This is a genomic window from Lysobacter korlensis, assembly GCF_042434515.1.
Genome location: NZ_JBHLTG010000001.1, coordinates 100,298 through 113,122, shown reverse-complemented (window position 1 = coordinate 113,122; position 12,825 = coordinate 100,298). Strand labels below are relative to the sequence as shown.

The following is a 12,825-nucleotide window of genomic DNA, read 5'->3' as shown; positions in this document are numbered from 1 at the left end:
CCCCGAAACGGAAACGGGCCGGCAGTGCCGGCCCGTCGTTCGATCCGCTACCCGTGATCAGGCTTCGACCGTCCCGGTCACCGGAGGTGTGTCGCTGCGGAAAATTACGAAACGCTCAGGCCTCGAAGCCTGTCAGTGCTGGTGTGTCTGATTCTGTTGAGAACGTGTCGCGCCATACAGCGTAAGCGCCCCCTACAAGCACGACCAGAAGCATGGTGCCGAAGGCTAGATACAGGCCCACCGATAACACGCTGCCGATCAACGGGTGAACCAGATTGCCAACCGCGACGATCAGCAGGCCAACGAGGCCGATCACGAGCGCTGCCAGCAGCATGCCAGCAAAAAAAACGACGATGCCGAACACATTTGCGCCGATGTTCAGCAACGAGGCTCTCAGGCTGCTGCGTACCGCATCTCCAAGCCCCGCATTGGAAAAGGTGATCAAGGGCACGCCCAGCAGCATGATCGCGTAGCTGATGTAGTTGAATACGAGCTGCAACACAAAGATCAACTGGGGATGCTCTGGCTCAGGAAGCACAAGACTTCCGCCGCCTGCTGCGGTCTGGACAGCGGACAGGTAATCGTCCCAGTAGCTTCCGCCAGCAAGCAAAGCCACCGCCAAGGCCCCGGCAATCCCAAGCGCGATATGAATTAGTCCGAGCATCGCGAGCCGTTTGGCTTGCGGCTGCCTCAGGATCTGGAACAGATCTCGTGCGCGCGCCGGCTGCCCAGTCTCAGCTGCCCGGATGACCTGGAGAAGGCCTGCCATCAGAACCGGCAGCGCGAGCACGGTCACAAGGAATGCCGGGATCATTGCGGCCAGTTTCGTCGCCAGGCTGGAAGACGAGCTTGCGCCCGACACAGCTGTTGAAATCACTGCAACAACAAGCAGGACGCCATAAAGCGTCGAAATCATCAGTAGCGCGGCCCCAAAGATCGCACGGGGGTTGGCTCGACCAAGATTAATCGCTTCAGCCAGCCACGTGATGGCTCGCCGGACCGGAACCTTGCGAATCTCCATCGTCACGTCACTCCTGAACACGTTTCCAAGTGCCGGCACTAGCAGCTCGGGCCGAAGGCATAACTGATCCTGCGCTCACCGCAGTGCATGCCTCGCGTGCCGCACGAAGCGCCGCAGCACGCGCCGCGCATGCGGCGTTGCGCGGATCTCGCGCTCGACCGCATTCGGGTCGCGCGCTTCACCGCGCAGCGCGTTGCGGCGTGCACGCACGTAGCCGCGCATGTGGGTGGTGCTGAATTCGGGGTGGAACTGCACGCCCCATGCGCTGGTGCCCCAGCGGAACGCATGGCAGGCATCGTGCGCCGAGCGCGCGAGCACGGTGGCACCCTCGGGCGCGCGCAGCACGGTCTGCAGGTGCGTGGCCTGCGCCGGGAAGCGATCGGGCAGGCCCGCAAAAAGCGGGTCGTGCGTGGCGCTGTCGTGCAGTTCGAGCTCCACCGTGCCCATCTCGCGGCCGGCCGGATGCCAGCCGACTTCGCCGCCCAGCGCATGGGCAATCAACTGGTGGCCGTAGCAGATGCCGAACAGCGGCAGGCCTGCGTGCGCCGCATCACGCAGCCACTGCGCGCTTGCTTCGCTCCAGGGTTCACGGTCGGTCACCATCGCGCCCGAGCCGGTGATGATCACGCCGGCGAATCCCTCGCGCGACGGCAGCGGCTGTCCGCCCTGCACGTCCACCGCGACGGCTTCGTCGGCCGGCAGTCCGGCGGCGACGCGAATCCAGTGCGGGAAGCCGCGGTGGCGGCGCATCGAAGCGACCGGCTGACCGGTCTCGAGGATCAGGAAAGGCGGGGTCACGAGCACTCGCTGGCAGCGGCGAAGGTTGGGCGATCGGCGGCCACCGCGACGGTGCAGGCCGGTCGCGACGCGCGAAGGCAGGCGGTTTCGGGGCCGTGGCTATACTAGCGCGCTTTGCGCCGCGCAATGGACCCCATGCCCGCACCGCACCGCGTGTCCCCGACGTTCCAGGAACTGATCCAGCGCCTCAACGCCTACTGGGCCGAGCGCGGTTGCGTGCTGATCCAGCCGCTCGACCTCGAAGTCGGCGCCGGCACGTTCCATCCGGCCACGTTCCTGCGCGCACTCGGCCCCGAGCCGTGGAATGCCGCCTACGTGCAGCCCTGCCGCCGTCCGACCGATGGCCGCTACGGCGAAAACCCGAACCGCCTGCAGCGCTACTACCAGTACCAGGTGGCGATGAAACCGAGCCCGGACAACATCGTCGAGCTCTACTTCGACTCGCTCAAGGCGCTTGGCGTCGACCCCCAGGTGCACGACCTGCGCCTGGTCGAGGACAACTGGGAATCGCCGACGCTCGGCGCCTGGGGCCTGGGCTGGGAGGTCTGGCTCAACGGCATGGAAGTCACGCAGTTCACGTACTTCCAGCAGGCCGGCGGCATCGAGTGCAAGCCGGTGCTCGGCGAGATCACCTACGGTCTCGAGCGTCTGTGCATGTACCTGCAGAACGTCGACAACGTGTACGACCTGGTGTGGACCTACGGGCCGGACGGCACGCCGGTGACCTACGGCGACGTCTACCACCAGAACGAGGTCGAGCAGAGCACGTACAACTTCGAGCACGCCGACGTCGCCGAGCTGTTCCACCGCTTCGATGCCTGCGAGGCCGAGGCGCTGAAGCTGATCGAACTCGGCCTGCCGCTGCCGGCGTATGACCAGGTGTGCAAGGCCTCGCATTCGTTCAACCTGCTCGATGCGCGCCGCGCGATCAGCGTGACCGAGCGCCAGCGCTACATCCTTCGCGTGCGCCGCATTGCGCAGGGCGTGGCCGAGGCGTACTTCGCGCAGCGCGAGAAGCTGGGCTTTCCGGGCGTTCGCAAGGCCGGGGCATGAGCGATCGCCTCACTCCCGAGGCCGCGTTGGCCGCGCTCTCGCAGGGCGGCGAAGCACCGTTCATGCGCGTGTTCGCGCATGGCTCGCTGGAAATCGAGGTCTACCGCCCGGTCGGGCGCGACCTGCAGACGCCGCACACGCGCGACGAGGTCTATGTCGTGATCGCCGGCCACGGCGAATTCATCAACGGCGATACCCGTCAGCCGTTCTGTGCCGACGAAGTGCTGTTCGTACCCGCCGGTGTCGAACACCGTTTTGAAAACTTCAGCAGCGACTTCGCCACCTGGGTGCTGTTCTACGGCCCCGAGGGTGGTGAAGCCGCGCTTTGCCAGGAATCCGAATGAGTACGATGCAGCCGCTTCTGATCGAACTGGGCACCGAGGAACTGCCGGTCAAGGCACTGCCGTCGCTCGCGCAGGCGTTCTTCGATGGCGTGATCGACGGGCTGCACAAGCGCGGCGTCGCGTTCGAGCGCGGCGAGGCCAAGGCGTTGTACTCGCCGCGCCGGCTGGCGGTGCAGTTGCCGGCGGTTGCGACCGAGCAGCCCGAGCAGCGCTCGGAAGTACTCGGCCCCTACGTCAACATCGCACTCGATGCCGATGGCGCGCCAACCAAGGCGCTGCAGGGCTTCGCAGCCAAGGCCGGCATCGACTGGACGCAGCTCGAGAAGGTCAGCGACAACAAGGGCGAGCGCTTCGTGCATCGTGCGGTCAAGCCGGGCGCGAAGACGGCCGACCTGCTCGCCGACATCGTGCGCGAGGCGGTTGCGGCGATGCCGATCCCCAAGCCGATGCGCTGGGGTGCACGCGAGTATGGTTTCGCACGGCCCGTGCACTGGCTGGTGCTGCTGTTCGGCGATGAGGTGGTCGATGCCGAGGTGCTCGGCGTACGCAGCGGCCGTACCAGCCGTGGCCACCGCTTCATGCATGCCGGCGACGTCGCGATCGCATCGCCCGACGCTTACGTGCAGGCGCTGGAGGATGCGCACGTGCTCGTCGATCCCGACGCACGCCGCGCGCGCATCGTGAGCGAGGTCGAGGCCGCGGCGCAGGCCGCCGGCGGCGCAGCGCGTATCGATGAGGGCATCCTGGAGGAGGTCAACGGACTGACCGAATGGCCGGTTGCGGTGCTCTGCGGGTTCGAACGCGAGTTTCTCGCGGTGCCGTCCGAAGCGCTGATCGCTACGATGGAGGCGAACCAGAAGTTCTTCCCGGTGCTCGACGCCGAAGGCCGGCTCAGCGAACGTTTCGTTGGCGTCGCAAACATCGCATCGCGCGACGAAAGCGAAGTGCGCAAGGGCTACGAGCGCGTGATCCGCCCGCGTTTTGCCGATGCGAAGTTCTTCTTCGACGAGGACCTCAAGCAGGGTCTCGAGGCGATGGGCGAGGGCCTCGCGAGCGTGACCTACCAGGCCAAGCTCGGCACGATCGCCGACAAGGTCGCGCGCATCGCGCAGCTCGCCGAAGCGGTGGCGGCTGATGTCGGCGTCGACCCCGCATCGGCACGCCGCGCCGCGCAGCTGAGCAAGAACGATCTGCAATCGCGCATGGTCGGTGAGTTCCCCGAGCTGCAGGGCATTGCCGGGCGTTACTACGCGAAGGCCGCAGGCGCGCCGGACGACATCGCGGCCGCGATCGACGAGGCCTATATGCCGCGTTTCGGTGGCGATGCGATCGCACCGTCGAAACCGGGCCAGGTGCTCGCGATCGCCGAGCGGCTCGACACGCTGGCTGGCGGTTTCGCGGCGGGCCTGCGGCCGACCGGCAACAAGGATCCGTTCGCGCTGCGCCGCAATGCGCTGGGCCTGGCGCGCACGTTGCTCGAGGGCGGCCACGACGTGCTGCTGCATGAGCTCATCGAGCGCGCGGTGGCGTTGCAGCCGGTGCAGGCCAAGGACGTGGGCAGCTTCGACGTCACCCGCTTCGTCTATGACCGCCTGCGTGCGTACTACGCCGAGCGCGGCGTGGCCGCCGAGCAGTTCGAGGCGGTCGACAACGTCGCCCACGATTCGCTGACCGATTTCGACGCACGCCTGCAGGCGCTCGGTGAATTCGCGGCGCTGCCCGAGGCGGCCGCGCTCGCAGCCGCGAACAAGCGCATCCGCAACATCCTGCGTAAGGTCGAAGGCGACGTGCCGACCGCGATCGATCCGGCATTGTTTTCCGAAGCCGCCGAGCGCGAACTGGCCGAAGCGGTCAATGCCGCGATCGCCGAGACCGATGCATCGTTGGAGCAGCGCGATTACGTCGCCGTGCTGGGCCGGCTTGCGCGGCTGCGTCCGCAGGTCGATACGTTCTTCGACAAGGTGATGGTCAACGTCGACGATGCGGCGGTGCGCGCGAACCGGCTTGCGCTGCTCAAGCGCCTGTCCGATCGCCTCGGCAGCGTGGCGGCGATCGAGCACCTGTCGATCTGACCTGCGCCCGCCCGGATGCGGGCGGGTCACGGCAGCGGGCAACGGCGGCCCGCGGAAGTCCCTGGATGATCGATGGCGGCGCGCGAGCATCGTCATCGCGCCGTCGTTCGAATCGCGTGGCCGGCGTGCAACACGCACGCCCGGCGCAGCCGGGCTCGTCACCTGCAGGCATGCAAAAAGCCCGAAACACGCCATCGCCAAGCGCGAGCATGGGCGCGGCGAGCGGACGCGACCTTAATAGGATCTCGACATGCGGTGCGTATGCTGCGTCGATGCCCTGCCTGCCCCGACTTCTACTGATCGCCGCGCTCGCGCCCTGCGCGGGGATTGCACAAGCCGCGGAGGTCGCCCGCGTCGACGTGGTCGGTCTCGACGAAGAGATGACCGAAAACGTGCGCCAGTCGCTGTCGCTCGTCGATGCGGCCGGCCGTGATCTGTCGGACCGCCGGCTGGAATACCTGCTGGGCGAAGCCGAGGAGGAAACCCGCGGCGCACTGGAGCCGTTCGGGTATTACTCGCCGAGCATCCGCGTCGACCGCTCCACGGGCGCCGGTGGCGTCAACGTCACGATTACCGTCGATCCGGGCGCGCCGGTGCGCGTGCGTGAGACGAACGTCGCGATCGAGGGCGATGGCCGTGACGACCGCTACCTGCGTGAGGAGCTTGCCGAGTTCGAACCCGATACGGGCGAGGTGTTCGAGCATCCGGTGTACGAGGCGAGCAAGGCGCAGATCAGCCGCCGGCTCGCCGAGCGCGGGTATTTCGATGCCACGTTCGAAAGCCGGCGCGTGGAGGTCACGCGCGCGGAGAACGCGGCCGATATCGATCTGATCTGGAACAGCGGCAGGCGTTACAACATCGGCAACGTCGAATTCAATCAGACCCCGAGGCAGATCGTCTACGAGCGGCTGCTCGAGCGGCTGGTGTACTGGGAACCGGGCAGCTATTACCACCAGGGCAAGCTCGACCGTTTGCGTGAAGGCCTGCGCCGGCTCGATTATTTCACCGCGATCGACATCGAGCCCATGCCCGAAAAGGCGGTGGACGGCGAGGTGCCGGTGTTGGTCACGCTGGTGCCGGCCAAGCGCAGCGTCTACACCGCCGGCCTCGGCTACGGCACCGACAGCGGTGGCGGTGTCACGCTCGGCGTCGAGCGGCGTTACCTCAACATGCGCGGCCACAAGGCGCTCGCGCAGCTCGATTACCTGCAAAGGCGCAAGACGCTGACGCTGCGCTACCGGATTCCGGCGTTCGCGTGGTTCGACGGCTGGTACACGTTCAGCGCGCAGGCCGCCGACGAGCAGACCGATTACGTGGACACGCGCCGCATCGATTTCGTCGCCAGCCGCAGCGGCGAGCTCAACGAATATCTCACCGCGATCGTCGCGGTGCATGCGCTGCGCGAGCGCTGGGCCTACACCGTCGAGGATGTCGAGGCCGACGACGCGCCGGTCGATTACCGCTACGCGACGTTTACGTTCCCGTCGATCCGCGCCGAATACATCGACGTCGACAACCGCCTCGAGCCGCGCGACGGCCTCGGCGGCACGCTGATGCTGCGTGGCGGCGTCGAGGGCGTGGGTTCGGACGCGACGTTCGCGCAGGTGCAGGCGACCGCGCGCTGGTTCCGCGGGCTCGATGAGCGCAGCCGGTTGATCCTGCGCGGCGAGGTCGGCCGCACCCTGATTGAAGACCCGGTGGGCTCGCTGGCGCCGGCGATCCGCTTCCACGCCGGCGGCGACCGCAGCATCCGCGGCTACGCCTACCGCGAGGTTGGCCCGCGCGTCGGCCCGGAAGGACGCCAGTACGCGATCGGCGCGCGCAACGTCGTCACCGGCAGCGTCGAGTACGAGCGCTATTTCACCGAGCGGTGGGGTGCGGCGGTGTTCGTCGACAGCGGCAGCGCATTCAATGATTCGCCCGACTGGCGCACCGGCGTCGGTGTCGGCCTGCGCTTTCGCTCGCCGGTCGGCCCGGTGCGCGTGGACATCGCGCATGGGCTCGATGATCCGGACTCGTCGTTCCAGCTCTACCTCAGTCTCGGAGCCGAGCTGTGACGCTGCCTGACGCGAAGCACGACCCGGACGCACCGACGCCGGAAGAGCGCGAGGCGCGCATCGCCGAGCTGCGTGCACGCCGCCATGCGCGTACCCGCAAGCTCGCGATCCGCAGCAGCCTGATCGCCGGGCTGCTGACGCTTGCGCTCGCGGTATTCGGCTACTGGCTGTTGACGACGATCGGCGGGCGCGAGCTGCTGCTTCGGCAGATCACTGCGCGCCTGCCTGAGAACGCGACGCTGACCTGGGAAAAGGCCGAAGGCCCGGCATCGGGACCGCTGACGCTGCACGATGTGCGCTTCACGTGGGACGAGGTCGTGTTCACCGCCGAGCTGGTCACGCTGGATCCGGCGTTGCGTCCGCTGTTCGGGCGCAGGGTCGTGCTCGATGCACTGGTCGTGCGCGATGCGCACCTGCAGCTCGCGCCGAGCGACGAGCCGTTCGAGCTGCCGCGCTGGCCGGAAGTGCTGCCGCAGATCAACCCGCCGCTCGCGCTGCGCGCGGACGACATCGTCATCGACAACTTCGTCGTCACCCGCGCGCGTGAGCGGGTGATCGCGATCGACCGGCTGCGGGGCGGGCTGGCCGCCGAGCCGGGATCGTTGGAGGTCGAAGACCTCGTCATCGACAGCAACCGTGGCCGCTTCACCGCCGACGGCACCTATGCGCCGGCCGACAACTACCGCATGGACCTGACCGCGGCCGCGGTGATCCCGACACCGGAACGCCGCGCGCCGCTGCGGCTGGGTTTCGTCGCGCGTGGTGATCTCACGCACCTGGATGCCGCGGTCGCCGGCGCCGCGCCGGGCCCGGTGCGTGCCACGCTGACGCTGCGCGCGCCGCTGATCCCGGGCGACGATCGCGTGGCCGATACCGAGCGCGCGCGCTGGCAGCTGCGCGCCGACGCCGATGCGCTCGACACGGCGCTGCTGGCCGGCGCCGACGCGCCGAGCCAGACACCGCTGTCGCTGCACCTGCGCGCCAGCGGCGTTGGCGGCGTCATGCGGGCGCAGGGCGAGGTCGAGCAGGGCGCGTTCAGCGCGACGCTGCTGCCGTCGCAGATCACGATCTCCGAGCAGGTGCTCGCGTTCGACCCGCTCGTCGTGCGCGCATTCGGCGGCGAGATCGTCGTGCGTGGCCGCGGTGATTTCGGCGAGGAAGGCGAGCCGGGTGCGCGCGAGCTGCGCTACGCCGTGCGTGCGCGCGACCTGCAGTGGGGCGATGCCGCCGGTACGCCGGTGACCGCCGACGCCACGTTCGACCTGACCGGCACGCAGGCCGCCTGGGCGGTCGCTGGCAATGCGCGGCTCGAACGCGACGGCGAGGCCGCGACGCTGCAGCTGGCCGGCCGCGGCCAGGAGCAGCAGCTGCAACTGACCACGTTCAAGGTCGCGATGCCGACCGGCACGCTCGACGTGGCCGGCACCGTGGGCTGGGACCCGCGCCTGCACTGGGACCTGCGCGCGCAGCTGGCCGGGTTCGATCCGGGCTATTTCGCGCCGGGCTGGAATGGCGCCGTGCGCGGCACCCTGACCAGCGAAGGCCGCGCGCTCGAAACCGGTGGGTTCAATGCCACTGCGACGCTGCGCGACCTCGGCGGGCAGCTGCGCGATCGCCGCCTCGGCGGCCAGGCGGTGGTGACGATGCGCGGCCAGCAGCTCGCCACCGAGGCCGCGCTGTCGCTCGGCGATGGTGAGCTCGCGCTCGAAGGCACGTTTGCGACCGAACCGCAGCTGCAGTGGCAGGGTGAGGCGAGGCTGTCGGATTTCGATCCCTCGCTCGTGCTCGACGGTTGGGACGGCGCGGTCGACGCGCGCCTGAGCACGCGCGGCCGCGCCCGCGACGTCACGCCTGGCGATCCGGTACCGCTCGATGCGTTCGTCGACATCGAGCGCCTGGGCGGAACGCTGCGTGGGCGCGCGCTGGGCGGTGAGGCCAAGGTCGCGATCGAGGGGCTGGGTGGCGCGCGCCCCGTGCGCTACCGCGGCGATGTCGACCTGCGCATCGGCAACAGCCGCATCGATGCCGAAGGCACGATCGCCGACGTGCTCGATGTGGACGTGCGCCTGCTGCCGCTGCAGCTTGCGGACCTCGCGCCCGACGCCGACGGCGTGCTGCGCGGCACGCTGCAGCTCAGCGGCCCGCGTACCGCGCCGAGCGTGGTCGCCGACCTGGAAGGCAACAACCTGCAGTGGGGCGCGATGCGCGCCGATTCGCTGTCGGCGCAGGGGCGGCTGCCGTGGGAAGCGAGCGCCCGCCCGGGCGCACTCGAAGTGCGTGCAAGTGGCCTGCAGGCCGGCCTGCCGATCGATTCGCTGGTGCTGCAGGCGCGCGGTGCGGTGGAGGCCTTGTCGCTCGAGGCGCAGGCCAGTGGCGACGCCGGCGCGCTCGCGCTCGAGGGCCAGCTACGCAGGCGCGGGCAGGCCTGGACCGGCACGATCGGCTCGCTGCGGCTGGACCCCGAGCCCGGCGACGCCTGGGCGCTGCAGTCGCCGGCCTCGTTCGGATGGGCCGGGCAGAGCGCGACGCTCGAGCGCGCGTGCCTGGCCGCCGTCGGCGGCGGAGGCACGCTGTGCGCCAGCGCGAACTGGCCGAGCCGTGGCGTCGAGGTCGAAGGCAGCGGGCTGTCGCTCGCCCTCGTCGAGCCCTACCTGCCCGAACGCGACGGGCGTGAATGGCACCTGCGCGGTGACTTCGCGCTCGATGCCCAGCTGCAGCCGGTCGGCAACGCCTGGCGCGGACAGGCCAAGCTGCGCTCCAGCGGCGGCGGCCTGCGGCTCGGTGATGCCAAACGCGAGCTGCTCGGGTACGACAACCTTGCCCTCGAAGCCACGTTCACGCCCGAGCGCCTCAATGCCGAACTCGCTGCCGGCCTGACCGGCAACGGCCGCCTCGCCGCGCGCGTGGCGACCGGCTGGGATGCGTACTCGCCGCTGACCGGCGCGATCAGCGTCAACACCAACGAGCTGACCTGGATGGAGCTGTTCTCGCCGGACATCGTCGACCCCGACGGCCGGCTCAGCGGCGACATCACGCTGGGCGGCACGCGCTCGAATCCGACGATCGGCGGGCAGGCGCGCCTGGACGAGTTCACCACCGAAGTGCCGTCGCTCGGCATCACGCTGCGCGAAGGCCAGGCGCGGCTCGATGCGCGGCCCGATGGCAGCGCCGCGATCACCGGGCGCGTGCGCTCCGGCGACGGCGTGCTGCGGCTGGACGGCCGCCTGGGCCTGGAATCGGGCGCCGCGCCGCTGGTGCTCAACGTCACCGGCGAGAATTTCCTCGCTGCCGACACGCGCCAGCTCGAAGCGGTGATCGATCCGAACGTGCGCGTGACCGTGCCGCTCGCCGATCCGATCACCGTGACCGGCACCGTGCGCGTGCCGTCGGCGGAGATCAATCTCGAGCGGCTCGACCGCGCGGTGAAGGCATCATCCGACGTGGTCGTGCTCGACCCGATCGACGGCGCGACCGCCGAGCTCGAAACCCCGGTCGTGCTCGATCTCACGCTGGTGCTCGGTGAGGACGTCGAGCTCAACGGCTTCGGCCTGGCCGGCGGCCTCGACGGCCAGCTGCGCGTGCGCACTGCGCCGGGCCGTGAGATGACCGCGCGCGGCCAGCTCGAGATCGACGGCCGGTATGAGGCGTACGGTCAGGAGCTGACGATCAAACGCGGCCAGCTCAACTGGTCGGGCGGGCCGGTCAACGATCCGATTCTCGACATCCGCGCCGAGCGCGAGATCGGCGACATCACCGCCGGCGTCGACGTGCGCGGCCGCGCCTCGGCGCCACGCGCGTCGGTGTGGTCCAGCGAAGGCGGCTCGCAGTCCGAAGCGCTTGCCTACCTCGCGCTGGGCCGTCCGCTGTCGACCGTCACCGGCGAGGAAGGCGACCAGCTCAATGCCGCGAACGCCGCACTGACCGCCGGCGGCAGCCTGCTCGCCTCGCAGCTCGGTGCGCGCATCGGCCTCGACGACGCCGGCACCATCGAGAGCCGCTCGCTCGGCGGCAGCGTATTCGGCATCGGCAAGTACCTCTCGCCGAAGCTCTACATCGGCTACGGCGTATCGCTGCTCGGCACCGGCCAGGTGCTGCTGCTGAAGTACCTGATCTCGGAGGCGTTCGTGCTCGAGGTCGAATCGAGTTCGGTTGAAAACCGTGGCTCGGTGAACTACCGCATCGAGAAGTAGCGCGCCCAGAAACAGCGCGCGCCGTTTCACCGATCGAACGCGGGTGACGTGCTTGGATGGCCCCACCCGCGACCGGAGCGATGCCATGAGCAAGATCCCGAACCGCCACCCACCGGGCGAGGCCGTCGACCACGAGCGTGGCGAGCTGCGCAAGCCGCTGGACTACGCCTCGCAGCCCGAGCAGGGCGGCGACATCTCGATTCCCAATCCCGGCCATGTGAACCCGTACACCGACCAGGCCGCGCGCGAGGACACCGCGCCCGGGCGCAAGCCGCCCGGCGCGCTGGGCGACTGACGCGGCTTCGCGCAGATGACGGTGCGCGTCCATCATCTCAACTGCGGAACGATGTGCCCGCTCGGCGGGCGGCTGGTCGATGACCGCACGCGCGGCTTCGGCAGCGCGACGACGGTCTGTCATTGCCTGCTGATCGAAACCGACGCCGGCCTCGTGCTCGTCGACACGGGGCTGGGGCGCAAGGATGTCGACCAGGCCCGTGAGCGCCTGGGCCGCCCGATGCGCGCGCTGCTTCGGCCGCGGCTTGAGATGGCCGAGACCGCTGACGAGCAGATCCGCAGGCTGGGGTATGCGACGCGCGACGTGCGCCACATCGTGCTGACGCATCTGGATTTCGACCATGCCGGCGGCATCGAGGATTTCCCGTATGCGCACGTGCATGTCTATGCCGAGGAACTCAACGCCGCGACGCACCGGCGTGGCTTTATCGCGCGCCAGCGCTATCGGCCGCGGCAGTGGGACCAGACGATCCAGTGGAAGACCTATGTCGCGCACGGCGAGCCGTGGTTCGGCTTCCGCTGCGTGCGTGAGATCGAAGGGCTGCCGCCCGAGATCCTGATGGTGCCGCTCGTGGGGCACACGTACGGCCATTGCGGCGTGGCCGTGCACGACGGTGCGCAGTGGTTGCTGCACGCGGGCGATGCGTACTTCTTCCGCGACGAAATTCCGCAGCGCAGCGTGCCCGGCCCGGCCTTGCCGCGCTGCACGCCGGGGCTCGCGCTGCTGCAACGGGTCATGCAGGTCGATCGCACCGCGAGGTTGCTCAACCAGCAGCGGCTGCGCGAGCTTGCCGTGCAGCACGGCGACCAGGTGCGCATCTTCAGCGCGCACGACGCGGTGGAGTTCGAGCGTTTGACGGCTGCGCGCGTGGGCGGTCCGGGCAGTCGCTAGACGCTTATCGCACAGGCCCTTGCGGCACGTGCCCAGCGTGCCCCGTGTCCACTTCCGGCTACGCTGCGATCAGAAAGCACTGAAACGACGACGACGCCCCAAAG

At 69.1% G+C, this 12,825-nt stretch carries 9 protein-coding genes; 7 read left to right on the top strand and 2 right to left on the bottom strand.

Translation table 11 applies throughout. The annotated features are described in order from the left end of the window. Positions 1-115 precede the first annotated feature (115 nt). Positions 116-1,027 carry a hypothetical protein gene (locus ACFFGH_RS00495; RefSeq protein WP_386663925.1) on the bottom strand — a complete coding sequence of 304 codons (912 nt, stop codon included), beginning with the start codon at positions 1,025-1,027 and terminating at the stop codon, positions 116-118. Positions 1,028-1,096: 69 nt separating this feature from the next. Further along, positions 1,097-1,819 carry a glutamine amidotransferase gene (locus ACFFGH_RS00490; protein ID WP_386663924.1) on the bottom strand — a complete coding sequence of 241 codons (723 nt, stop codon included), beginning with the start codon at positions 1,817-1,819 and terminating at the stop codon, positions 1,097-1,099. A gap of 135 nt (positions 1,820-1,954) precedes the next feature. Here ACFFGH_RS00490 and glyQ point away from each other — a divergent pair, with 135 nt between their 5' ends. From glyQ to ACFFGH_RS00455, 7 genes are all read left to right on the top strand, one after another. After that, entirely contained in the window at positions 1,955-2,872 is a 918-nt protein-coding gene (gene glyQ / locus ACFFGH_RS00485; protein WP_386663923.1) for a glycine--tRNA ligase subunit alpha, read from the top strand. Then, positions 2,869-3,216, top strand: a complete 348-nt coding sequence (locus tag ACFFGH_RS00480; RefSeq protein WP_386663921.1) for a cupin domain-containing protein — start codon at positions 2,869-2,871, stop codon at positions 3,214-3,216. Before glyQ ends, ACFFGH_RS00480 begins: the two co-directional genes overlap by 4 nt. Next, entirely contained in the window at positions 3,213-5,288 is a 2,076-nt protein-coding gene (gene glyS / locus ACFFGH_RS00475) for a glycine--tRNA ligase subunit beta (protein WP_386663920.1), read from the top strand. The genes ACFFGH_RS00480 and glyS overlap by 4 nt, the downstream gene beginning before the upstream one ends. 272 nt (positions 5,289-5,560) lie before the next feature. Further along, positions 5,561-7,345, top strand: coding sequence for an autotransporter assembly complex protein TamA (locus ACFFGH_RS00470; RefSeq protein WP_386663918.1), 1,785 nt, complete (start codon positions 5,561-5,563; stop codon positions 7,343-7,345). After that, positions 7,342-11,535, top strand: a complete 4,194-nt coding sequence (locus ACFFGH_RS00465; protein ID WP_386663916.1) for a translocation/assembly module TamB domain-containing protein — start codon at positions 7,342-7,344, stop codon at positions 11,533-11,535. The genes ACFFGH_RS00470 and ACFFGH_RS00465 overlap by 4 nt, the downstream gene beginning before the upstream one ends. An 85-nt stretch (positions 11,536-11,620) precedes the next feature. Next, entirely contained in the window at positions 11,621-11,830 is a 210-nt protein-coding gene (locus ACFFGH_RS00460) for a hypothetical protein (protein ID WP_386663915.1), read from the top strand. A 15-nt stretch (positions 11,831-11,845) separates the two neighbouring features. Beyond that, a complete protein-coding gene (locus tag ACFFGH_RS00455) occupies positions 11,846-12,721 on the top strand; it encodes an MBL fold metallo-hydrolase (RefSeq protein WP_386663914.1) in 876 nt (291 codons plus the stop codon). Positions 12,722-12,825 lie beyond the last annotated feature (104 nt).